Raw genomic sequence first — 21,819 nt, 5'->3', positions numbered from 1 at the left:
TAACTTGTTACTATCATACCATTTTTTCAAAATTTTTCAAGAGAAAAGAAGAAATTTTCTGAATTTTCTATTTTAACGTTTATTTATGAATATTATTCTATTTTTTATAAGTTTTAAAATATAATTCACATTCTTTAGCAATTTATTTGCATTTATATTGTAAATTTCTTTAACTCATTTTTATATGAAATTTTTTTGAGCGCACTGCACGTTTGCAGAGTTAATGAAATTTATAATAACTATACAAAAAGGAAGCCACTAAGTGACTTCCTTCTAGAGTGAGGACTGATTAGTCTTCACCTTTGTTTTTCTTAATGATTTCTTCTTGTACTGACTTAGGTACATCTTCGTAGTGGTCAAATACCATCATGAATGTACCACGTCCTTGAGATGCAGAACGAAGAACTGTTGCGTAACCGAACATTTCAGCAAGTGGAACGTAAGCACGAACGATTTGGCTGTTACCATGTGCTTCCATACCATCTACACGTCCACGACGAGCAGTTACGTGACCCATAACATCACCAAGGTTTTCTTCTGGAACAGTGATTGTTACAAGCATCATTGGCTCAAGGATAGCTGGTTGTGCTGATTTAGCAGCTTCTTTAAGAGCAAGTGAAGCCGCGATCTTGAAGGCAGTTTCAGATGAGTCGACATCGTGGTATGAACCATCGTAAAGCTTAGCTTTAACGTCAACCATTGGGTAACCTGCAAGAACACCGTTAGCCATAGATTCTACCAAACCTTTTTCAACCGCTGGGATAAATTCGCGAGGAACCACACCACCGACGATTGCGTTTTCGAATTCGAATCCTTTACCTTCTTCATTTGGAGTAAATTCAATCCATACATCACCAAATTGACCTTTACCACCAGACTGACGTTTGAAGAATCCACGTGCTTGAGTAGAAGCGCGGAATGTTTCACGGTAAGATACTTGAGGAGCACCTACGTTCGCTTCAACTTTGAACTCACGACGCATACGGTCAACAAGGACGTCAAGGTGAAGCTCACCCATACCAGAAATAACTGTCTCACCAGTTTCAACGTTTGTTTCAACGCGGAATGTTGGATCTTCTTCAGCCAATTTTTGAAGGGCGATACCCATCTTATCTTGGTCAGCTTTAGATTTTGGCTCAACCATCAATTGGATAACTGGTTCTGGAACGTTGATTGACTCAAGGATGATTTTAGCTTTTTCATCTGTCAATGAGTCACCAGTTGTAGTATCTTTCAAACCAACGGCAGCAGCGATATCACCTGAGTAAACAGTGTCAATTTCTTGACGGCTGTTAGCGTGCATTTGAAGGATACGTCCAATACGTTCACGTTTACCTTTAGAAGTGTTCAATACGTATGAACCTGATTGAAGAACACCTGAGTAAACACGGAAGAATGTCAAACGACCTACGAATGGGTCAGTCATGATCTTGAAGGCAAGAGCTGCAAATGGCTCTTCGTCAGATGCTGGACGAGTTTCTTCTTCGTCTGTATCTGGGTTAATACCTTTGATTGCTGGGATGTCAAGTGGGCTTGGAAGGTAGTCAATAACCGCATCAAGCATCAATTGAACACCTTTATTCTTGAAGGCTGAACCACACAATACTGGGAAGAATTCAACGTTGATAGTCGCTTTACGTATACCAGCTTTCAACTCTTCGTTAGTGATTTCTTCACCTTCGAGGTATTTCATCATCAATTCTTCGTCAGTTTCAGCAACTGCTTCGATCAATTTTTCACGGTATTCTTGAGCTTGGTCAAGGTATTCAGCTGGGATGTCTTCTTCAAGGATATCTGTACCAAGGTCGTTAGTATAGATTTCAGCTTTCATCTTGATCAAGTCGATGATACCACGGAAGTCATCTTCAGAACCGATTGGCAATTGGATTGGGTGTGCATTTGCCTGAAGACGATCGTGAAGTGTGCTTACAGAGTAAAGGAAGTCAGCACCGATTTTGTCCATTTTGTTGGCAAATACGATACGTGGAACTCCATACTCAGTTGCTTGACGCCAAACTGTTTCAGTTTGAGGCTCAACACCTGATTGTGAGTCAAGAACGGTAACCGCACCATCCAATACACGAAGAGAACGTTGTACTTCGATTGTGAAGTCCACGTGTCCTGGTGTGTCGATAATGTTTACGCGGTGGTTGTTCCATTGAGCTGTTGTCGCAGCAGATGTGATAGTGATACCACGTTCTTGCTCTTGCTCCATCCAGTCCATTTGTGACGCACCTTCGTGAGTTTCACCGATTTTGTGGATTTTACCAGTGTAGTAAAGAATACGCTCAGTAGTTGTTGTTTTACCAGCATCGACGTGAGCCATGATACCGATATTACGAGTTTTTTCAAGTGAAAATTCGCGTGCCATGAGGTTTGTTTCTCCTATTTATTTTTGATTTCTATTCTATTATAACACGATTTTAATAAAAACGGATAGGCAGGACCTACCCGTTCACAATGTTTTCATGCTATTGTTGGTTTCAACTTGTAAATTTACAAGTTGAATTGAACTCGGGCTAAAAGCCCAAGTTAGTTGAGTTGAGCTGAAACGGGATGCTGTGTGAAAAAGATAAACTTCCTTGTATTCATCGAATACTGCGTCAGTTTCCTATTTTCACCTTGCATCCTTACTGTTCCTAGCATCATGATTTAGTTGAGCTCAAGCTAAAAGTCTGGAGAAAAAGATGAATCTCATTGGTTGCAATCGCAACCTGCTTTGATTCCCTATTTTCTCTGGAACTTTCTTAACGCTTTCGCATCCTATATTACCAACGGAAGTGTGCGAATGCACGGTTAGCTTCAGCCATACGGTGAGTATCTTCACGTTTCTTAACAGCTGCACCAGTGTTGTTAGCAGCATCCAAGATTTCTTTTGCAAGACGGTCTTGCATTGTGTGTTCACCACGAAGACGAGCGATTGTTACCAACCAACGAAGTCCAAGTGTTGTACGACGTTCTGGACGAACTTCAACTGGGACTTGGTAGTTAGAACCACCAACACGACGTGCACGTACTTCAAGTACAGGCATGATGTTTTCCATAGCTGTTTCAAATACTTCAAGTGCATCGTTTCCAGTAGCTTCTTTGATTTGCTCAAAAGCACCGTAAACGATTGAAGCAGCTGTACCACGTTTACCATCAAGCATAACGCGGTTGATAAGACGAGTAACTAGTTGTGAATTGTAAAGCGGATCTGGCAATACGTCACGTTTTGGAGCTCTATTTTTACGACTCATTTCTCTTTATCCCCTTTCCTTATGCTTTTGGACGTTTAGTACCGTATTTAGAACGGCCTTGTTTACGATCGTTAACACCTGCAGTATCAAGTGCACCACGGACGATATGGTAACGTACCCCTGGAAGGTCTTTTACACGTCCACCACGAAGAAGAACCACGCTGTGTTCTTGCAAGTTGTGTCCGATACCTGGGATGTAGGCAGTAACTTCGATAAGGTTGCTCAAACGTACACGAGCGAATTTACGAAGGGCTGAGTTAGGTTTTTTAGGTGTCATTGTTCCAACACGAGTTGCAACACCACGTTTTTGTGGTGAAGAAACGTTTGTTTGAACTTTTTTATGACTGTTGTAACCAACGTTCAAAGCTGGTGATTTAGATTTTTCTACTTTTGATTTACGCGGTTTGCGAACCAATTGGTTAATTGTAGGCATCTACATTCTCCTGTGTTTTTTTATTTTTGGTGATGATACACTTGGTGACAGCTATCATCTGTGTGTACTTTTGCAACATTTGTCAGCACGTCCCTGTACACTCTTGAGAGACCAAAAGTAAAAAGTACCGTTTATTATTGTAACAAAATTTTCCATTGGTTGTCAAGATTTTTTTCTTTTTTATTGTTAATTTTAGCTCTTTTGTAGTGCTCCCCCAAAAAAGAAAAAGGAGGAAACTAAGCCCTCCTCTAGTTACAAAATTATTTGGTTTGATTGAATAATTTCAATTTTAGCACATAATGGTTTTCTAGATATGATAGTATCACAACCAACCAGATTCTTTCGCGATATTAGCTGCCTCTGTTCGATTACCTGCATCTAGTTTTGAAAGAATATTGGTGACATAGTTTCGGACTGTTCCGTTGGATAGATAAAGTTTGTCTGCAATTTCTTGGTTAGAGAAGCCCTGAGCAATTCCCTTTAAAACAGCAATCTCTTGTTCTGTTAATGGATTGGGATGCGTCATCACCACTTCCATTAATTCAGGAGAATACTCCTTGCGCCCTTCGAGGACAGTGTGCAAGGTTTGCATGAGGTCTGCAATGTTTCTTTCTTTTAATACATAAGCATCTACTCCAGCCTTGACCGCACGTTCAAAATACCCAGGACGCTTGAAGGTCGTCACCACAACCACCTTTGTTTCTAGATTTTCTGCTCGTATCCACTCCAAGACTTCAAGACCTGTCTTAACAGGCATTTCTACATCAAGGATGGCGATATTTACAGACTCCTTTTCTAATAGTTGGATTGCTTCTTGCCCATTCTTGGCTTGAAAGACAGACTCTACATCCGGTTGAAGCGTGAGCAACTGGCACATAGCATCTCGCAACATACTTTGATCTTCTGCGATTAATACTTTCATCTACTTTCTCTCCTTATAAGGTAGTCGAACCTGAACTTCTGTCGGTTCTTTCCAACTAATTACCTTTACTTCTCCCGAAAATGGAAGAACACGATCTCGAACTGTATGGAGGTCATCCCCCTTTATAGAAGCAAAGCCACAGCCATCATCTCTCACTGTTAGAATGAGTTCTTTCTCTGTCCGTTCTAATTTTAAGTAGACTTTAGACGCTTTAGCATGTTTGATGATATTGGTCACTAATTCAAGCAAAATCATGGAAGCCGTTGACTCCAATTCCTGAGTTAAGCTAGCTGTATCTAGTTGATTAGCTATTTCCACCTCAATTCCAGCAATTTCTAACATCTTTTTCACAGTCTCTAGTTCGGATATCAAAGTTCTAGACTTAAGATTTTCCACAATGGTTCGCACTTCATTCATGGAATCCTTACTGATCTGGTGAATTTCTTTTAATTCCTTTTCCACCTGTGGATAAGCCTCCATCTGAAACAACTGCAAGGCTAAATCTGTCTTGACACTTAACATAGCAAAGGTATGTCCCAAGCTATCATGCAAATCTTGACCGATACGACTGCGTTCATTTTCAGCAAGCAATAGATTTATCTGGGCATTTTGCTTAGCCTGAGCTTCTTTCAAATCCTCCACAATACGAATCCGAACCAAGCCAAAAGTCATTAAATCGACAAAAGCAAGAATTACAAGTAGATAGAATAGAGACTCAACTTCGATTCTCTGAAAAATCAAAAGTTGGCCCACAACAAGGACTTGAGCAAGAAGAAAAGTCCAGACATGTAAAGACTTTAAACCACCTACGCTGAAATGATAACTTAAGAGATTGGATAGGAAAAAGAAAAACCAGATATAATTAACAGCAACAAAGGCAGTATTCCCAACTACATAAGTCAGCATGATGCCCCAATATAGCCAAGATAGGCGCTGGCTCTTAGTTGTTAAAACACCCAAATACGCCACTACAAATAGAATATCAATCAATAAATGCCAGGCAGAAAGCCATCCAGTCACTACAGGTAGGATGGGGAAAATCATAAAAATTAAACTGGCCCAAAACATATAATGTATGCTTTTCAGTCTTTCAAGCATTAAGCATTCTCCTTATGACCTTGAAGGTAAATGGTCAAACCAAACAAAACTGTTGAAAAAACAAGTAGATAAACTGTGGCTGATAAATTGATGCCACCCTCGTTTAAGAAGGTCTTGAGCAACTCCATCAACTGATAGGTTGGAAGACACTTACCTACTGCTTGTATCCAATCTGGAAATAAAGAAATGGGCATCCAGAGCCCGCCTAAAACAGCCAAGCCTAGATAGAGAAGATTGCCCACGACAGACATCAGCTGACTAGAAGGCAAGAGGGTCAAGGTCAAGCCAAGCGCTACAAAAGCTACACTTCCTACTATCAGCAAGAGCGCAGCCCCAATCCAGCTTCCTAAAGGCATATCCACACCTCTGACCAAGTGCCCAACTGAGAAAACAACCAGGATTGAGACCAGATAATCAACCATCATACTTGTTATCTTTGATAGATAATATTCTACCATATTTACCGGAGTATGGCGCAATGTTTTCTGCCAGTTGTTGATTTTATCTGTATGTAAAACAGCTGGGAATGAGAAGATAGCTGTCGACATCATGGAAAAGGCAGTCATAGAGATAAGGTAATCACGCATAAAATTCGCGGGTCCACCTGGTGTGTCCTGGTACATACCTGAAAAGAATAAATAGAAGGCTGTCGGCATCCCTACTGACAATAGATAATAGATCAATTGTCGTTTGGTCAATAAAAATTCTATCTTACTAAGTGCTAGCCATCGTTTCATCTTAGTTATCTCCCTTCTGCGTTTCTTCAAAGATTGTATCCAACAAACTACGATTATTAACTTCAATTTCTTGTATGCTACATCCTGCTTGAACTAACAGTTCCCAAAAAGCATCTGCTTCGCGTGTGACTACTTGTAGAGCATCCTGTTTTTGTGACCAGTTTTCAACCAAGTTTGACTGTTCGACAACTTCCTTATATGCTAGAGGAAGGATAAAGTGCTTTTCAATCTCCTCACTGCGCATGGCTAGAGGTGTTGTATCGCGAATCAACTCTCCCTTATTCAATACCAAGATTCGGTCCGCTGTATGCTCTACCTCTTCGATGTAATGGGACGAATAGAGAATGGTAACTCCCTGCGCTTTTAGATCCTGAACAATTTCCCAAAAACGTTGGCGGGTCGAGGTATCCATGGCCGCAGTTGGCTCATCTAAAAAGACAAGTTTTGGTCGGCCAATTAAGGTCAAGACAAAAGAGAAGAGACGCTTTTGCCCACCTGACAATTTTTCTGCGAATTGATCTTTTTGTTGCTTATCAAACTGCAATAGTTGATCGATCTCCTGTTTGCTCAAGGGATTTGGATAAATACTTTGAAAGAAAGCAATCAACTCTTTGACCTTTAATTTCTGAATGATGACATTTTCTTGAGGAAGATAGGATCTTGTGTAGTCTAACTTAGAGCTCATCACTGGCAAGCCTTGGATGGATACTTGACCGCTTGTGACCAGTTTATCTCCAAGCAGACAGTCCAAGAGTGTGGTCTTCCCAGCACCATTGGGGCCAATCATGGCAACACATTCACCTTCAGCTACCTCAAAGGAAATATCCTTCAAAATAGCCTTACCCTTGATGTTTTTATGTAAGCCTTGTACCTTAATCATGTTCATGATATTCTCCTTTCAGCCACTCCTTTCCCATAGGAAAGGCGATAAAAATCATAAATCCTAGTCCCCAGGAACCACGGATGAATTGGTGAAGGAAGGCTTGATCAAACCAACCTGTAAACATTTCTACCAACCATACCACTAGTGACAGCCCAATAAAAAGATAGGGAATTTTTTTCATTTTTCAAACTCCTTTTTCACATCTGAGACCAATTTCAAACCTTCTCGGATAAGCCAAGACAAGATTCCAAAGCCTGCAAACAACTCCCAAGGAAAATGATAGAAGCCTTCATCCAATCCTGAAAACATGAGATAAGTCATGACTCCTGCTGCTACTAAACTCATTACGACAATTACTTTATGTTTCATTTTTTCTTCCTCCATTTGATACATCTAGTATAATTCTTTGAAGGTAGAATCACTAGAAGCTTCTGTCATGAGGAAATATGACAAATGTCATAAAAAAAGAAAGTTGTAAAATCAACTTTCTTTTTAATCTATTAAATTTTTATTCCACACTAAATAAGTATGGGTAAACTGGTTGTTGGCCTTGGTGAATCTCTACTTCAACATCTTCGAATTCTTCTGCGATTTCTTGGGCAATTTCATTGGCAAGTTCTTCGCTTCCATCTTCACCAACATAGAAGGTTACAATTTCACTATCTTCATCCAACATATGTTTCAAGGTTTCAGTCAAGGTTTGGTGCATGTCAGGGTTTGACACGAGGATTTTCCCATCCACCATACCAAGATTATCGTTTTCATGAATCTCTAAGCCATCAATGGTTGTATCACGCACAGCTGTTGTGACGCTTCCGCTAACGACATCGCTAAGAGCAGCAGTCATACGCTCTTGGTTTTCTTCGATAGACTTGCTTGGATCAAAGGCGAGAAGACTTGTCAAACCTTGTGGCAAAGTACGAGCTTCCACCACTACTGCTGGTTGCTCCAAAACTTCTGCTGCAGATTGAGCTGCCATGAAGATGTTTTTGTTGTTTGGCAGGAAGATGATGTTACGAGCGTTGACCTGTTCAACAGCCTTGATAAAGTCTTCTGTTGAAGGGTTCATAGTTTGACCGCCTTCGATAACATAATCCACACCTTGAGAACGGAAGATATCTGCTAGACCTTTACCAGCAACGACAGCAATCAAAGCATATTCTTTTTCTTCAGCTGGCTTGCTAACTTGAGCAGCTTCTTTTTCAACCTGTGCTTCGTGTTGGTTACGCATATTGTCAACTTTTACCTTGACCAAGCTACCATATTTGAGACCTTCTTGCATAACAAGTCCTGGATCTTCTGTATGGACATGGACTTTGACAATTTCATCATCGTTAACAACGAGGAGAGAGTCTCCAAGCTCATTCAAGTAGTTACGGAATTCATCGTAGTCAAAATCTTTGGCATAGGTTGGTCCTTGCTTAAGAGCTACCATGATTTCAGTACAGTAACCAAAGGTGATATCCTCAGTCGCTACATGACCAGCTACAGACTTGTGGTGCTCTGCATTGATCATTTCACTCATGTTAGCAGGAGTGGCTACAAAGTCCTCAGATGCAATATATTCGCCAGTAAGGGCTGAAAGGAAACCTTCATAGATGAAGACCAGTCCTTGACCACCTGAATCCACAACGCCAACTTCTTTCAATACTGGAAGCATGTCTGGTGTTTTAGCTAGAGCTGTTTTAGCACCTTCCAAGGCTGCGCGCATCACTTCAACAGCATCATCTGTCTGCTCAGCCTTTTTCTTAGCACCGATAGCAGCCCCACGAGAAACTGTCAAAATCGTTCCTTCAACTGGTTTCATCACTGCCTTGTAAGCAACTTCCACACCTGATTGGAAAGCAAGGGCCAAGTCTTGACCCGTTAACTCGTCTTTATCCTTGATGGCTTGTGAAAATCCACGGAAAAGCTGAGACGTAATAACACCTGAGTTTCCACGCGCACCCATCAAAAGACCTTTGGCAAGAATGCTCGCTACCTCTCCAACTGTAGAAGCTGGCTTGTCTGCAACTTCTTTAGCACCATTTTCAATGGTCATTCCCATGTTTGTTCCAGTATCTCCATCTGGAACTGGAAAGACGTTTAATGAATTGACATATTCAGCTTGCTTATTCAAGCGAGTTGATGCAGCCTGCACCATTTCTTGAAATAAGCTAGTAGTAATTTTTGACACGGTTATTCTCCTACAACTTTGATATTTTGAATGTAGACATTTACAGTCTGAGCAGTAATTCCAAGTTGGTTTTCCAAACTAAAACGAACACGCTCTTGAATGTTTTTTGACACTTCGCTAATCTTTGTTCCGTAGCTCAACACGGTATATACATCAACTGCAATACTGCCATCTTCGGCCGCCTTTACGACGACACCTTTAGAATAATTTTCCTTACCTAGAAGGGCTTGGAAATTATCTTTGAGGGCATTTTTACTAGCCATACCGACCACACCAAAAATCTCAGTTGCTGCTCCACCTACGACGGTTGCAATCACTTCATCTGTTAGTTCGATTTGACCATCTTTTGTATTAATTTTTACAGTCATCCTTTTTACCTCAACTAGTTGATACTCTATTTTATCATATTTCAGCCCAAGTGTAAAAGCAGAATACTGTATCAGCGGATATTTACTCTATTTTTCAAATGATTTTATATCTACAGTAAAAGAAAAAAGACCCTAAGGTCTCCTTACTTTTATTATTAAACGCGTTCAACTTTACCTGATTTCAAAGCACGAGCTGAAGCCCAAACTTTTTTAGGTTTACCATCGATAAGAACAGTAACTTTTTGAAGGTTTGGTTTTACGGCACGTTTTGTTTGGTTCATTGCGTGTGAACGGTTGTTTCCTGATACAGTCTTACGACCTGTAAAGTAACATACTTTAGCCATTGTGTTTTCCTCCTATTAGATCTAATATAGCGGATGTGCTAGCACCACATACCGTACTATGTTATCACACTTTCTTCATTTTTGCAAGGGAATTGGAAGATTTTTTTATTTAACATAGACAATTCCCAACTTCCCAAAGGCCACATCTCCACGGATAATCAAGGTTTTGCTGGTTGGCGCTAGAGGAGTATCTGCCTTGGCTACGCCACAGAAAGTTTCTACCTTTAAATCAACTCCCCAATGTTTAGGAACATAGATAACTGCATTCCCAAAACCGACTTCCACTTTCAGAGTTGCGCTATCTCCTAAAATCTCTGCATTGTCATAATATATCTTGGCATTTCCAAAACCAACTTCTACTTGATCCTCTACCAGTTCTTGCTCTTGCTTGTAGAAAGTCCCACTTCCAAAAGCGACTTCCTTATCTGTAAGAATGGTCTTTTCACCATCATACCACCATTTAGTTCTGTTCGAATGAGTGAGTGCGCTGACACCCATTACAATTAAAAAACTAGCCCAAATAAGCGAAACAGGAGATAGCTGAATCCAATCATAAAAAAGATTCACTATATTTAATGCTAATAATGCTAAAAAAGTAGCACTTGTCCAATGGTGTCTAAGGAAAGATTCTATTGCCTTATAAAGGAGAAAAACAATAAAAACGAAGGGAGGATACTTAATATCCAAGGATGGGACACCATAATGTCCCTGGAACAAAATCCATGCTGCCAATACTAGCAACACTATACCAAATACTTTCTTTTTCATGTTCTTACCTCATGTTTCTTAGATTTTCTTTTAGGAGGGATTGGTAATGTCGTGAGACATGAACCTCCTTATGGGTCTGATAAAAGGAAATGGTGGCCGTTCCTGAAAAGGACTTGTCCACCGAGTAAACCTGACGGATATTTGCAATAGTCGACTTGGATACCCGACTAAAATAGCGAGGAAGGATAGCCTCTAACTCATAGAGTTTAAGCCGAACCTCGTAGGCATCTTTCTGGGTATGGGCGTAAATCTTGTTCCCCTCTGTTTCAAAGAAAAGAATTTCCGACAAGTCCAGATAATATTCACCCGTCCCCTTGTAAAAAATCAACCTAGGAGACTTGGACTCTTGCAAGAGTCGCTGTAAATCCGCAATCTCATCTGTCAAAGCCGCTGCCTTGATGACAATTTCAGTTTCCTCTAAATTGCTGTCAATTTCGATTCGTAACTTCATTCCATCTCCTTTCTGACTCTACTATATCAAAGCCAAAATAAGAAAACAAGAGCAAAAAAGCAAGTGGTTACTTTAGACCCGTAAGTGGTTGTAGGACCACCTTAACTTACAATTCAAAATAGAAAGAAAAGCACACCCCACGCAAGACCACAAATATAACCAACTACTACATCCTTGGGATAATGCACGCCACCTGAGACTCTCACTAGACCGAGGAGGGCTGACAAGACCAATAAGATAACCCCTACAGATAAACTAGAATGTAAGCAAGCCATGGAGATAATGGTTGCTGAAAAGACATGACGACTGGGCATTGACTGACCAGGACTATCTCTGTCTAGTAGAGGTACAATTTCCCAAACTTCATAAGGCCTAGGAGCATTGATTTTCTTACGGAAAAGAGACAAAATTACAAAACCTGATGCAGGGATAAACACATACATCCAGACCTGTTTCCCAAGTCCTTCTTGGAGATAGGTGGCGACTAACAAAGTCAGATAAACTATAGGCATAACTACTGTCATGAACCGATTGAAAACTCTTAACAATCTCAGAAAGAGAGGATTATTTTTAATCTTACCAGCGATGTGGTCATACCATTCTTGATAATTTTTCATATATTTTCTCATCACTTACTCAAATTTTGCTTACAGGGAAGCACTTGTCTTCTAGTATAGTGCAGAAAAAGAAGGCCGTCAAGCCTTCTTTGGGTTTATTCTTCTGCTTCATCTTCTGTAAATTGACTGTTGTAGAGGTCAGCGTAGAAGCCTCCTTGTGCCATCAACTCATCATGATTGCCTTGCTCAATGATATTGCCATCTTTCATGACAAGAATCAAGTCAGCATTTCGGATAGTAGACAAGCGGTGGGCGATGACAAAGGAAGTTCTTCCCTCCATCAATCGGTCCATGGCTTTCTGGATTAATTCTTCCGTCCGAGTATCAACAGAAGAAGTCGCCTCATCTAGGATTAGGAGTGGCGCATCTTTCAGCAAAGCACGAGCAATGGTCAAGAGTTGTTTTTGTCCGACAGACAAGGTTACCGTGTCATCCAAGACTGTATCGTAACCATCTGGTAGGGTCATGATAAAGTGGTGAATCCCTACAGCCTTGCTGGCTTCAATCACACGCTCATCACTAATACCTGTTTGGTTATAAATGAGATTGTCGCGAATGGTCCCTTCAAAGAGCCAAGTGTCCTGCAAGACCATTGAAAAGGCATCATGTACTTCCGAACGCTTCATCTCCTTGGTATCCACACCATCGAAGCGGATACTTCCCTTATCAATCTCATAAAACTTCATCAAAAGATTGACAATAGTTGTCTTACCAGCCCCAGTTGGTCCGACAATGGCAACCTTTTGACCTGCATGAGCCGTCGCAGAAAAATCGTGGATGATAGTCCGATCAGGAGTATAACCAAAAGAAACTCGATCAAAGACCACTTGACCTTTCATATCGCTCAATTGTCTTTCTTTATGGGATTCGTCTTCCATTTCCTCTTCAGCTAGGAATTCGAAGACACGTCCCATTGCTGCACTAGCCTGCTGAAGACTAGTAATCCCTTGGGCGATTTGTGAAAGGGGCTGAGAAAAGATACGAACGTAGGCCATAAAGGCAACGATAATCCCGATACTGATCTGCCCATTCAGAGCCAAGGCTGCACCAACAATAATCACCAAGGCATAGCTAAAGTTCCCAATAAACATCATAATCGGCATCATAATCCCTGAAATAAACTGAGATTTCCAGATACTGTCATACAGACGATGGTTTAATTTCGTAAACTCTTCTTTCGTACTCTCGATGGCATTGTAACTGGTCACTACATTATGGCCAGAGTACATTTCCTCCACATAACCATTGACAGCTGCCAAATCCTGTTGCTGACTCTTAAAGAAGCCCTGGGATTTGCCCATAAAGACGGACACGAAAGCAAATCCAACAAGAGTTGAAACAACCGTCACCAAGGCTAAAATCCAGTTCATCCCAAACATGGTTACCAAGACTGCTAAGACCAGCAAACTAGATGAAAGAACTGTTCCCAGACTTTGATTGAGGGACTGGGCTGCAGTGTCAACATCATTGGTTACACGAGACAAGGTATCTCCTTGAGAATGCCCATCAAAATATCCCAATGGCAGGCTATTGATTTTCTCTGCAATGGCTCTTCTCAAACGCTCTGAAAAACGTTGAATAGCTGTTGTAAACAGAAAAGCCTGTAAATAATTTGATAGAAGTCCGATCACATAAATCACGGCTAAAAAACCACCAATAGCTGCAACCGTTGCGACATCCACACTTGTTTCCAGACCACTGGCAATGATATTAGTCATTTCCTTAATACGGGTTGGCCCATAAACAGTAATGATATTGGATAGGATTGTTGCTAGAAAGGCGATTAGAAGGGCAAACTGGAGGCCTGCAAGATAGGGTTTACTCTGTTTCCAGAGAGACATTTTCTTATTTTCCATGTTCCAATTCCTCCTTCGATAGTTGTGAATAGGCAATTTCTTGGTAAACTTCGTTATTAGCTAGAAGTTCCTTGTGGGTGCCTTGTCCCACGACTTTTCCTTGATCCAAGACCAAAATCAAATCTGCATCCATAATTGTTGAAATACGCTGTGCGACGATGAGTTTGGTCATAGATTTTGTTTTCTCTGCTAACTCTTGGCGAAGAACTCGATCTGTCTTGTAGTCCAAGGCTGAGAAGGAGTCATCAAAGATGAGGATTTCTGGCTTCCGAGCCAAGGCACGCGCAATTGCCAGACGCTGTCTTTGACCACCTGAGAAGTTGGTTCCTCCTTGGGCCACTTCTGACGCTAAGCCCGCTTCCTTGTCTTCGATAAAGCTCTTAGACTGGGCCAATTCCAAAGCTTGCCACATAGCCTGATTACTAAGCGGTGTTTCTTGACTCTGTCCAAAGTCTAAATTGTCCTTGACATCACCTGAAAAGAGAACCGCTTTCTGGGGAATATAACCAACCTTGTTGCGCAAATCTTCTAGAGCATAGTCTTGAACATTGACACCGTCCACCAGAATTTCTCCTGCTGACACATCGTAGAAACGTGGAATCAGATTAACTAGAGTTGATTTACCAGAACCTGTTGACCCAATAAAGGCCACTGTTTGACCAGCTTCTGCTCTAAAGCTAACATGCTCGATAACTGCCTCCGAATTTGCCGCATAGCGGAAGGTCACATCCTTAAATTCGACCTGACCTTTGAGGTTTTCATCAGCCAGCTGCACTTGAGCAGGGTTTTGAATAGAAGAATGCAAATCTAAAACTTGATTAATCCGCTTAGCAGAGACCATAGTTCGGGGAAGAACGATGAAGAGTGCTCCCATGAGAAGGAAGCCCATGACAACCTGCATAGCATAAGACATGAAAACAACCATGTCACTAAAGAGAGGCAGACGCGCTGTTGGAGCAGCATCGCTGATTACATAGGCCCCAATCCAGTAAATCGCCACACTCAAACCACTTGAAATTCCCATCATGATGGGGTTCAAAATAGCCATAAGACGATTGACAAACAAATTCAAACGTGTCAGCTCATCATTTGCTGCTGCAAATTTTTCATTTTGGTAATCCTCTGCATTGTAGGCACGAACAACACGAATACCTGTTAAACTTTCACGAGTGATACTGTTCAGTTTATCAGTCAGACTTTGAATCAAGGATTGTTTTGGAAAGGCTAGCGTCATCAAAACTGTCGTCATCAAAACATTGACAATCACTGCCACAAGTACGGCCCAGAGCCAGTATTCTGAATGACCTAAAATCTTCCCGATGGCCCAGATAGCCATAATCGGACCACGCGTAACCACTTGCAAGCCCATAGTGATCAGCATCTGAACTTGAGTAATATCATTAGTGGTACGAGTTAGGAGACTGGGAATAGAGAATTTCTTAATCTCTGTCTGTGAGTAGTCTAAAACTCGGTTAAAAATATCACTTCTCAGCCTACTAGTGTAAGAAGCAGCCACTCTGGATGCAAAAAATCCAACTGCGACTGCAGACAAGAAGGCAAAAAAAGACATTCCAACCATCATGCTTGCCGGCTGCCATAACTCATCTAAATTAGTTCCTTGACTACCTAGCAAATCCGTGATTTTAGAGATATAGGTCGGCACTTCCAGCTCTAGATAGACCGAAAAGCAGGTAAAGAGAATGGCTAGTAAGATCATCCCCCATTCTTTTCTACTAATTCGTTTAGCTAATTTCTTCATTCTCTCCTCCTATTCTCTTAATATTTTCCTGTAGTTGATTGAGGACTTTCTCAAAAATCAGTAATTCATCTTCATCTACGTCTTCTATCAACTGGTTGTCAATGCGTTCAAAGAAGGCCTTGACCTGTTGCACTTGAGAACGCGATTTGTCCGTCAGACGAACAAACTTAGCCCTCTTATCAACAGGACTCGTCTCCAATTCCACCAAACCATTTTGCACCATACGCTTGACCAAATTACTAGCAACAGACTTGCTAATATTGAGTTCTTGTTCAATATCCTTGATGAGCGTTAATTCTTGTTCATGCTCACGCCAACCTAAAAAACGCAGGACTTGTCCTTGAGGTCCACCCATAAATTCAATACCACAACGTTTGGCTTCCTTTTGTACCATCAGATGTACCTGGTGTCCAAAACGTTTTAAAACCAACATCGGTTTATCCATACTTACTCCTTTCTAACCATTGCATTTGGTTCTCCTGAGAACTAAATAGGTTTTCATGAGAACTATTTTATCATTTTCAGAAAAGATGTCAAGAAAAAAGTTTTCATGAGAACTATCTTAGTTTAAATTGACATTAGGCAAGATTTTTTATATAATAAGCACTTACTACTGTGGATAGAAATCCATTCACTCAATGAAGGGAGAAAACTTTCAAATGAAACCAAAAGAACAAAGAGTTTTAGGAATCTTAGCAACCATTTTTGGAGCCACCGCACTTTTAGGATCCTGGATCCCGTTTATTAACTATCTATCGTTGTTCATCGCCATCGTCGCATTTATCTTGGGGATTATCGGCCTTATCGTCAACCTCAAAAAACGGAAAACAATGGCTATTATCGGAACATCCCTGGCAGTTGCCTCTGTTGTACTTTTCTTTACGACTCAGGCACTATACGCTGATGTCTACAAAGAGTATGCCAAGGAGTTTAACCGTTCCTACATGGATACGAGTGCCTCAATGGAACGCGAAGAAAAAAGCGGCTTGACAGACGATACCTTCGCATGGACCCAAGAACAGTTCGACGCCTTAATCGAAGGTGACCCTGACAACAAAGGAAAAGGTGGTACCACCTACGAGGATATTATCAACAAACACGGAAAGCCAGATTCCGATTTTGACTTCACTCTTGGGGATTACAATACGAAAAAAATCACCTATATCTCTATTGGAGACAAGACTAAGACTGTTACCTTAACTTTTGCAAAAGATGACAATGGACAGCTCTTGCTCGTCCAAAAACATGCAGTCGGTCTAGGTCTAGAAAAAAGCAAGCAACAAAACGATTCTGAAACCTGAGTCTAAGTTCAAATATCAAAAAAACGAACAGCTATTAAAACTGTTCGTTTTTCTATTAGAACCCGTCTACGTTCGTATAAATCTTTTGTACGTCTTCGTCGTCTTCAAGAACGCTGTAAAGTTTTTCAAAGGTTTCAAGGTCATCGCCTGACAATTCCACTTCTGACTGAGGAATCATTTCCAATTCTGTCACTTGGAATTCTTCGACACCTGACTCACGAAGGGCAACAATAGCTTTGTGAAGGTCTGTTGGAGCTGTGTAAACAGTGATTGTTCCTTCTTCTGCTTCTACATCGTCCACATCCACATCTGCTTCAAGCAATTGCTCAAAGACTGCGTCCGCATCTTCACCTGCAAATACAATAACACCCTTGTTATCAAAGAGGTATGAAACCGAACCTGAAGCACCCATATTTCCGCCATTTTTACCAAAAGCTGCACGAACATTAGCCGCTGTACGGTTAACGTTTGAAGTCAAAGTATCCACGATCAACATAGAACCATTTGGTCCAAAACCTTCGTAACGTCCTTCTGTAAAGGTTTCGTCTGTATTTCCTTTAGCCTTATCCAAAGCTTTATCGATAACGTGTTTTGGCACTTGGGCTTGTTTAGCACGATCGATAACGAATTTTAAAGCTGAGTTTGATTCTGGATCTGGATCACCTTTTTTAGCTGCTACATAGATTTCTACACCAAATTTTGCATATACTTTAGAGTTAGCTCCATCTTTAGCCGTTTTCTTGGCTACGATATTGGCCCATTTACGTCCCATTAGGAATCTCCTTTTTTCACATTTTAATCTTTCTTATTATAACACAAGTTTTTTCGATTTTCACTAGAGGAAATGGATTTTATTTAGCAAATACAGCTAGGATTGAACTTTGGTTACCAAGATTGCCTTGCCTTCTTTTATCAAGGGGTGACGAAACAGTGAGAAATACAGTTGGATAGTCATGGCAACCCAGATTAGGGGTTCGCAAAGGATAACTCCCTTATAGCCTGCCCAAGGAATAATCAAGACCACAAAAGCGATTTTTCCGATTAGTTCGATAAAGCTAGAAACCAGCGGAAGGACTTTTTGTCCCAACCCCTGCAAACAATTGCGATAAATCAACAAGAGGCTCAAAATTGGATAAAAGGCTGAGCTGATTTGCAGATAGAGACTACCATTTTCTATCAAGTAACCATCTGTCGAACTAGCCAAGAAGGAAACTAAGGTAGGACTAGCAAAAAAGAGAAAGGCACAAACAAAAACTGCCCAGGATATACTTAAACGACTGCCGATTCGAAGTCCTTGAACAATGCGGTCTGGGCGCTTAGCACCTAAATTCTGAGAAGCAAAGGTCGTCATCGAGGCGGAAATAGCGGTCATGGGAAGAAGGGCGAAGGTCATAATGCGTCGAGCTGCCGTCTGGGCACTAATAATCACTGCACCAAAGGTATTAACAGAAGACTGTAAAATCACACTACCGATAGACACAATCGAACTCATCAAGCCCATAGCCAAACCTTGCTCCAAGAGATCCGCGTACAGGGCCTTGTCCCATTTGAAATGTTTGAGCTGAGGGAGCAGTTCTGGAACGCTCTTACGAATATAATAAAAGCAAAGAACCGCTGATAAGCCTTGCGAAATGATGGTAGCAAGGCCTGCAGATTGAACTCCCAGATGCAATTGCGTAATGAAATAGAGATCCAGAACTACATTAACCAGAGCAGAGAAAATCAGAAATCCAAGCGCAGCTAGACTGTCCCCAATGGACCGCAACAAGCCTGCAAAAAGATTATAGGCAAAGCTAACACCAACACAGGTTACAATCATAGAAATATATTGATAAGACTGAGGAAGGATTTCTGCAGGAGTATCTAAATATTGCAAGAGTGGATACAGACCGACAAATCCCAGCAGCATAACTACAATACTCAAAAGAGCACCTAAAATCCAGGTGGCTGCTACTGCCTCCTTGATTTTAGTGAAATTCCGAGCACCATAATAACGGGCAATGACAATTCCCATGCCATTGCCAACACCAAGAGTAAAACCTACAATCAGGTCAAAAATCGCTGTCGTCGCTCCTACTGCAGCCAAGGATTCTTGACCAAGAAAACGCCCAACAATCAAGACATCAGCAGTATTATAGAGCTGTTGAAAAATATTTGATAGCAAGATTGGGAAGGCGAAGCTTAAGAGCGAGGGAAGAATCGGACCATGTATCAGGTCCACTGTTCGTTTTTTATTCATAAGGCTATTATATCAGCTTTCTAGAGGAGCGACAAGAAACAGCAAACTATAGGCAATCTGAAATCTTGCACAAAGAATCGAAAAAGCAGTGGATTTCTCCACTACTTTGACAGCTTATTCTTCAATTTCGATTTCAAGTTCATCGCCTAGGTCAAGTGTAACTTCTTCATTCACAGAGTCTTCTTGAACTGCTTCATCTTTTTTGTCTTCAGCAGTTTCTTCTCCATCAATCAAACCAAATTGAACACGGACTTGATGGTCAATCTCATCAAAGACTTCTGGGTTATCTGCCAAGTATTTCTTAGCATTTTCAGAACCTTGCCCGATTTTCTCATCCTTGTAAGAGTACCAAGCTCCTGCTTTTTTGATGATATCCAAATCGCTTGCGATCTTCAAAAGTTCACCAGTCTTAGAAATCCCTTCTCCGTACATGATTTCAACGAAGGCTTCCTTAAATGGTGGAGCCACCTTGTTTTTCACGACCTTGATCTTAGTTTCTTTACCGACATTGGTGTCTTTTTGATCACCAGTTCCTTTGATTTGTGTGCTTCCACGAACATCCAAACGGACTGATGCGTAGAATTTCAGAGCACGTCCACCAGGAGTTGTTTCTGGATTTCCAAACATGACCCCAACTTTTTCACGTAATTGGTTGATAAAGATGGCAATTGTTTTGGTTTTATTGATAGAAGCACCAAGTTTACGCATAGCCTGGCTCATCATACGAGCCTGCAAACCAACGTGGCTATCTCCGATATCTCCATCAATTTCCGCACGAGGTACAAGGGCAGCAACTGAGTCGACTACGACAAGATCCACGGCTCCTGAGTCAATCAATTTTCCTGCAATCTCAAGACCTTGCTCTCCTGAGTCTGGTTGTGACAAGAGCAATTCGTCAATATTGACCCCAAGAGCCGCAGCATAAGCTGGATCAAGGGCATGCTCCGCATCGATAAAGGCTGCAATCCCACCTTCTTTTTGCGCTTGCGCAACTGCATGAAGGGCAACCGTTGTCTTACCAGATGACTCTGGCCCATAGATTTCAATGATACGTCCCTTAGGATAACCACCTGAACCAAGGGCAATATCAAGAGCCAAGGAACCTGAGCTCATCACTTGCACTTTTTGCTCTGCACGTTCACCCAAACGCATGATTGAACCTTTACCAAAGTCTTTCTCAATCAGTTTAAGAGCGTCATTCAAGGCTTTTTCACGTTCAGCCCCGAATTTTTTTGAAATTTCATCTAATTTTTTTGGTTTTTTCGCCATTCTATTCTCCTACATTCTAATGGTCCTCAGACCTATCTACTATTATATCAAAAGTTAGTCACTTAATAAAGCCTTGCGAACTAGGTTAAAGGCATGCATAACCGCAATGTGACGTACATCTGCTCGACTTCTGCCTCCAATATTGACCTTGATGACCTCAGTTCCTTGCTCCTGTGCCAAGCCTATGAAGACTGTCCCAGCTGGATGTCCTTCTAGGCTATCTGGTCCTGCCACTCCAGTCAAACTAAGGCCAAAATCAGACTGGGTCTTGATTCGTGCCTGCTCAGCCATCTTTTGAGCTGTAAATTCAGACACCACACCATACTCTTCCAAATCCTTGACAGGAATATCCAACATTTTTGATTTTTCATCCAAGCTATAGGTCACAAAACCACCCTTAAATATACTTGAAGCTCCTGAAAAATCTGCTACATTGGCTTGGAAAAGCCCTGCCGTCAAACTCTCTGCAGCCGTGATGGTTTTCCCTTGCTTTTTCAGTTCTTCTACCACAATACTAGCCAAGCTGGACTCTTCCCCATAACCATAACAAAGTTCTCGTAAAGAAATTCCTTCGAAAGTCTGGCGGTCTAAGATTTGATTTTCCAAGATATCCAGCGCCTGATTTGCCTTTTCTTGACTGCTAGCCTTTGTTGACAGGCGCAGAGTGACTTCTCCTGTCTTAGCATAAGGTGCCAAGGTAGGATCGGTCTGATTATCAATTAAATCAGCCAAAATCGTAACCAGCTGACTTTCGCCAATCCCAAAGAAACGAAGAACTCGGGAATATAGCTTGCTCCCTGTCATCAACTTGGGTAGAAGTTGGTTTAAGACCATGGGTTTTAATTCACTTGGTGGACCTGGAAGGACAACGTAGGTCACTCCATCGACTTCCAATATTCCTCCCACAGCCAGTCCTGTTTCATTTGGCAGTGGAGTCGCTCCTTCTACAAGTTGAGCTTGTCTTTCGTTATTCGGTGTTCGGGCATAGTCTGGTCGCTGGGCAAAAAAGACATCCAACTTCTCCTGAGCCTGAGGATCGAAGACTAATTCTTTCCCTAAAAATTTAGCCAGAGTTTGTTTGGTCAAATCGTCCTCAGTTGGTCCCAAACCACCTGTTAAAATCACCAGACTACTACGTTGACTGGCAATCTCAAGCAAAGACAAGAGACGAGCTTCATTGTCTCCTACAGCCGTCTGAAAATATACGTCTACCCCAATCTCTGCTAGTTTTTCCGATAAAAACTGGGCATTAGTATTAACAATCTGTCCTGTCAAAATCTCTGTTCCAACAGCAATGATTTCTGCTTTCATGTTTCCTCCTACCTATCTATTCGTATTTTTTTGAAAAAATCGCAGGAA

At 41.3% G+C, this 21,819-nt stretch carries 23 protein-coding genes; 1 reads left to right on the top strand and 22 read right to left on the bottom strand.

The features are described from left to right. Nucleotides 1–289: 289 nt before the first annotated feature. From fusA to LG372_RS04425, 18 genes are all read right to left on the bottom strand, one after another. Nucleotides 290–2,371, bottom strand: coding sequence for an elongation factor G (gene fusA / locus LG372_RS04510; RefSeq protein WP_000090348.1), 2,082 nt, complete (start codon nucleotides 2,369–2,371; stop codon nucleotides 290–292). Nucleotides 2,372–2,768: 397 nt separating this feature from the next. Then, the gene (rpsG, locus tag LG372_RS04505) at nucleotides 2,769–3,239 is read right to left on the bottom strand and encodes a 30S ribosomal protein S7 (RefSeq protein WP_000087873.1); all 471 of its coding nucleotides are present in this window, start codon (nucleotides 3,237–3,239) and stop codon (nucleotides 2,769–2,771) included. Nucleotides 3,240–3,258: 19 nt separating this feature from the next. Next, nucleotides 3,259–3,672 carry a 30S ribosomal protein S12 gene (gene rpsL / locus LG372_RS04500; protein ID WP_001142332.1) on the bottom strand — a complete coding sequence of 138 codons (414 nt, stop codon included), beginning with the start codon at nucleotides 3,670–3,672 and terminating at the stop codon, nucleotides 3,259–3,261. Nucleotides 3,673–3,994: 322 nt separating this feature from the next. Further along, nucleotides 3,995–4,594, bottom strand: a complete 600-nt coding sequence (locus LG372_RS04495; RefSeq protein ID WP_225742220.1) for a response regulator transcription factor — start codon at nucleotides 4,592–4,594, stop codon at nucleotides 3,995–3,997. Further along, a complete protein-coding gene (locus LG372_RS04490) occupies nucleotides 4,595–5,692 on the bottom strand; it encodes a sensor histidine kinase (RefSeq protein WP_225742219.1) in 1,098 nt (365 codons plus the stop codon). Continuing rightward, the gene (locus LG372_RS04485) at nucleotides 5,692–6,429 is read right to left on the bottom strand and encodes an ABC transporter permease (protein WP_225742218.1); all 738 of its coding nucleotides are present in this window, start codon (nucleotides 6,427–6,429) and stop codon (nucleotides 5,692–5,694) included. The genes LG372_RS04490 and LG372_RS04485 overlap by 1 nt, the downstream gene beginning before the upstream one ends. A 1-nt stretch (nucleotide 6,430) precedes the next feature. Then, entirely contained in the window at nucleotides 6,431–7,315 is an 885-nt protein-coding gene (locus LG372_RS04480; protein ID WP_225742217.1) for an ABC transporter ATP-binding protein, read from the bottom strand. Then, nucleotides 7,302–7,493: a hypothetical protein gene (locus LG372_RS04475; RefSeq protein WP_225742216.1), complete on the bottom strand. Its 192-nt coding sequence runs from the start codon at nucleotides 7,491–7,493 to the stop codon at nucleotides 7,302–7,304. The genes LG372_RS04480 and LG372_RS04475 overlap by 14 nt, the downstream gene beginning before the upstream one ends. Then, nucleotides 7,490–7,696, bottom strand: coding sequence for a hypothetical protein (locus LG372_RS04470; protein WP_225742215.1), 207 nt, complete (start codon nucleotides 7,694–7,696; stop codon nucleotides 7,490–7,492). Before LG372_RS04470 ends, LG372_RS04475 begins: the two co-directional genes overlap by 4 nt. A gap of 124 nt (nucleotides 7,697–7,820) precedes the next feature. Then, entirely contained in the window at nucleotides 7,821–9,488 is a 1,668-nt protein-coding gene (locus tag LG372_RS04465; RefSeq protein ID WP_000036655.1) for a DAK2 domain-containing protein, read from the bottom strand. A gap of 2 nt (nucleotides 9,489–9,490) precedes the next feature. After that, on the bottom strand, nucleotides 9,491–9,856 hold the full coding sequence (locus tag LG372_RS04460; protein WP_000216437.1) for an Asp23/Gls24 family envelope stress response protein: 366 nt from the start codon (nucleotides 9,854–9,856) through the stop codon (nucleotides 9,491–9,493). A 155-nt stretch (nucleotides 9,857–10,011) separates the two neighbouring features. Further along, nucleotides 10,012–10,200: a 50S ribosomal protein L28 gene (gene rpmB, locus LG372_RS04455; protein WP_001140948.1), complete on the bottom strand. Its 189-nt coding sequence runs from the start codon at nucleotides 10,198–10,200 to the stop codon at nucleotides 10,012–10,014. Nucleotides 10,201–10,305: 105 nt separating this feature from the next. Next, complete coding sequence (locus tag LG372_RS04450) at nucleotides 10,306–10,968, bottom strand: LiaF transmembrane domain-containing protein (RefSeq protein WP_225742214.1); 663 nt, start codon at nucleotides 10,966–10,968, stop codon at nucleotides 10,306–10,308. A 4-nt stretch (nucleotides 10,969–10,972) separates the two neighbouring features. After that, complete coding sequence (locus tag LG372_RS04445) at nucleotides 10,973–11,419, bottom strand: LytTR family DNA-binding domain-containing protein (RefSeq protein WP_225742213.1); 447 nt, start codon at nucleotides 11,417–11,419, stop codon at nucleotides 10,973–10,975. Between the two features lie 113 nt (nucleotides 11,420–11,532). Next, entirely contained in the window at nucleotides 11,533–12,036 is a 504-nt protein-coding gene (locus tag LG372_RS04440; protein ID WP_225742212.1) for a phosphatase PAP2 family protein, read from the bottom strand. 95 nt (nucleotides 12,037–12,131) lie between these two features. Continuing rightward, a complete protein-coding gene (locus LG372_RS04435; RefSeq protein ID WP_225742211.1) occupies nucleotides 12,132–13,892 on the bottom strand; it encodes an ABC transporter ATP-binding protein in 1,761 nt (586 codons plus the stop codon). Beyond that, nucleotides 13,882–15,651, bottom strand: a complete 1,770-nt coding sequence (locus LG372_RS04430) for an ABC transporter ATP-binding protein (protein WP_225742210.1) — start codon at nucleotides 15,649–15,651, stop codon at nucleotides 13,882–13,884. The genes LG372_RS04435 and LG372_RS04430 overlap by 11 nt, the downstream gene beginning before the upstream one ends. Beyond that, nucleotides 15,635–16,096: a MarR family winged helix-turn-helix transcriptional regulator gene (locus tag LG372_RS04425; protein WP_094753237.1), complete on the bottom strand. Its 462-nt coding sequence runs from the start codon at nucleotides 16,094–16,096 to the stop codon at nucleotides 15,635–15,637. The genes LG372_RS04430 and LG372_RS04425 overlap by 17 nt, the downstream gene beginning before the upstream one ends. A gap of 214 nt (nucleotides 16,097–16,310) precedes the next feature. Here LG372_RS04425 and LG372_RS04420 point away from each other — a divergent pair, with 214 nt between their 5' ends. Then, nucleotides 16,311–16,952 (top strand): DUF308 domain-containing protein, encoded by a 642-nt coding sequence (locus LG372_RS04420; RefSeq protein WP_049491916.1) that lies wholly within the window; start codon nucleotides 16,311–16,313, stop codon nucleotides 16,950–16,952. Nucleotides 16,953–17,007: 55 nt separating this feature from the next. On the opposite strand, the gene LG372_RS04415 is transcribed toward LG372_RS04420, so the two are convergent. The 4 genes from LG372_RS04415 to LG372_RS04400 all read right to left on the bottom strand — a co-directional run bounded on the left by LG372_RS04415 (nucleotide 17,008) and on the right by LG372_RS04400 (nucleotide 21,771). Beyond that, nucleotides 17,008–17,724 carry a YebC/PmpR family DNA-binding transcriptional regulator gene (locus LG372_RS04415; protein ID WP_000532883.1) on the bottom strand — a complete coding sequence of 239 codons (717 nt, stop codon included), beginning with the start codon at nucleotides 17,722–17,724 and terminating at the stop codon, nucleotides 17,008–17,010. Nucleotides 17,725–17,820: 96 nt separating this feature from the next. Continuing rightward, entirely contained in the window at nucleotides 17,821–19,191 is a 1,371-nt protein-coding gene (locus LG372_RS04410) for an MATE family efflux transporter (protein WP_225742209.1), read from the bottom strand. Between the two features lie 114 nt (nucleotides 19,192–19,305). Next, complete coding sequence (recA, locus tag LG372_RS04405; RefSeq protein ID WP_125386373.1) at nucleotides 19,306–20,460, bottom strand: recombinase RecA; 1,155 nt, start codon at nucleotides 20,458–20,460, stop codon at nucleotides 19,306–19,308. A gap of 54 nt (nucleotides 20,461–20,514) precedes the next feature. After that, nucleotides 20,515–21,771, bottom strand: coding sequence for a competence/damage-inducible protein A (locus LG372_RS04400; protein WP_225742208.1), 1,257 nt, complete (start codon nucleotides 21,769–21,771; stop codon nucleotides 20,515–20,517). Nucleotides 21,772–21,819 lie beyond the last annotated feature (48 nt).

Source organism: Streptococcus sp. Marseille-Q5112 (assembly GCF_916700555.1).
GTDB classification, from domain to species: domain Bacteria; phylum Bacillota; class Bacilli; order Lactobacillales; family Streptococcaceae; genus Streptococcus; species Streptococcus symci.
Note: the sequence above shows the minus strand (reverse complement) of the source record. Positions and strands in the feature narration are given on the sequence as shown.

What these genes read in the sequence shown, in the direction of transcription:
- LG372_RS04430 (WP_225742210.1), bottom strand. Translation starts at nt 15,651, where the DNA reads ATGAAGAAATTAGCTAAACGAATTAGTAGAAAAGAATGGGGGATGATC.
- LG372_RS04470 (WP_225742215.1), bottom strand. Translation starts at nt 7,696, where the DNA reads ATGGAGGAAGAAAAAATGAAACATAAAGTAATTGTCGTAATGAGTTTA.
- LG372_RS04475 (WP_225742216.1), bottom strand. Translation starts at nt 7,493, where the DNA reads ATGAAAAAAATTCCCTATCTTTTTATTGGGCTGTCACTAGTGGTATGG.
- LG372_RS04435 (WP_225742211.1), bottom strand. Translation starts at nt 13,892, where the DNA reads ATGGAAAATAAGAAAATGTCTCTCTGGAAACAGAGTAAACCCTATCTT.
- rpsG (WP_000087873.1), bottom strand. Translation starts at nt 3,239, where the DNA reads ATGAGTCGTAAAAATAGAGCTCCAAAACGTGACGTATTGCCAGATCCG.
- LG372_RS04495 (WP_225742220.1), bottom strand. Translation starts at nt 4,594, where the DNA reads ATGAAAGTATTAATCGCAGAAGATCAAAGTATGTTGCGAGATGCTATG.
- LG372_RS04440 (WP_225742212.1), bottom strand. Translation starts at nt 12,036, where the DNA reads ATGAAAAATTATCAAGAATGGTATGACCACATCGCTGGTAAGATTAAA.
- LG372_RS04425 (WP_094753237.1), bottom strand. Translation starts at nt 16,096, where the DNA reads ATGGATAAACCGATGTTGGTTTTAAAACGTTTTGGACACCAGGTACAT.
- LG372_RS04460 (WP_000216437.1), bottom strand. Translation starts at nt 9,856, where the DNA reads ATGACTGTAAAAATTAATACAAAAGATGGTCAAATCGAACTAACAGAT.
- LG372_RS04450 (WP_225742214.1), bottom strand. Translation starts at nt 10,968, where the DNA reads ATGAAAAAGAAAGTATTTGGTATAGTGTTGCTAGTATTGGCAGCATGG.
- LG372_RS04445 (WP_225742213.1), bottom strand. Translation starts at nt 11,419, where the DNA reads ATGAAGTTACGAATCGAAATTGACAGCAATTTAGAGGAAACTGAAATT.
- rpmB (WP_001140948.1), bottom strand. Translation starts at nt 10,200, where the DNA reads ATGGCTAAAGTATGTTACTTTACAGGTCGTAAGACTGTATCAGGAAAC.
- LG372_RS04490 (WP_225742219.1), bottom strand. Translation starts at nt 5,692, where the DNA reads ATGCTTGAAAGACTGAAAAGCATACATTATATGTTTTGGGCCAGTTTA.
- LG372_RS04485 (WP_225742218.1), bottom strand. Translation starts at nt 6,429, where the DNA reads ATGAAACGATGGCTAGCACTTAGTAAGATAGAATTTTTATTGACCAAA.
- rpsL (WP_001142332.1), bottom strand. Translation starts at nt 3,672, where the DNA reads ATGCCTACAATTAACCAATTGGTTCGCAAACCGCGTAAATCAAAAGTA.
- recA (WP_125386373.1), bottom strand. Translation starts at nt 20,460, where the DNA reads ATGGCGAAAAAACCAAAAAAATTAGATGAAATTTCAAAAAAATTCGGG.
- LG372_RS04480 (WP_225742217.1), bottom strand. Translation starts at nt 7,315, where the DNA reads ATGAACATGATTAAGGTACAAGGCTTACATAAAAACATCAAGGGTAAG.
- LG372_RS04410 (WP_225742209.1), bottom strand. Translation starts at nt 19,191, where the DNA reads ATGAATAAAAAACGAACAGTGGACCTGATACATGGTCCGATTCTTCCC.
- LG372_RS04420 (WP_049491916.1), top strand. Translation starts at nt 16,311, where the DNA reads ATGAAACCAAAAGAACAAAGAGTTTTAGGAATCTTAGCAACCATTTTT.
- fusA (WP_000090348.1), bottom strand. Translation starts at nt 2,371, where the DNA reads ATGGCACGCGAATTTTCACTTGAAAAAACTCGTAATATCGGTATCATG.
- LG372_RS04400 (WP_225742208.1), bottom strand. Translation starts at nt 21,771, where the DNA reads ATGAAAGCAGAAATCATTGCTGTTGGAACAGAGATTTTGACAGGACAG.
- LG372_RS04415 (WP_000532883.1), bottom strand. Translation starts at nt 17,724, where the DNA reads ATGGGACGTAAATGGGCCAATATCGTAGCCAAGAAAACGGCTAAAGAT.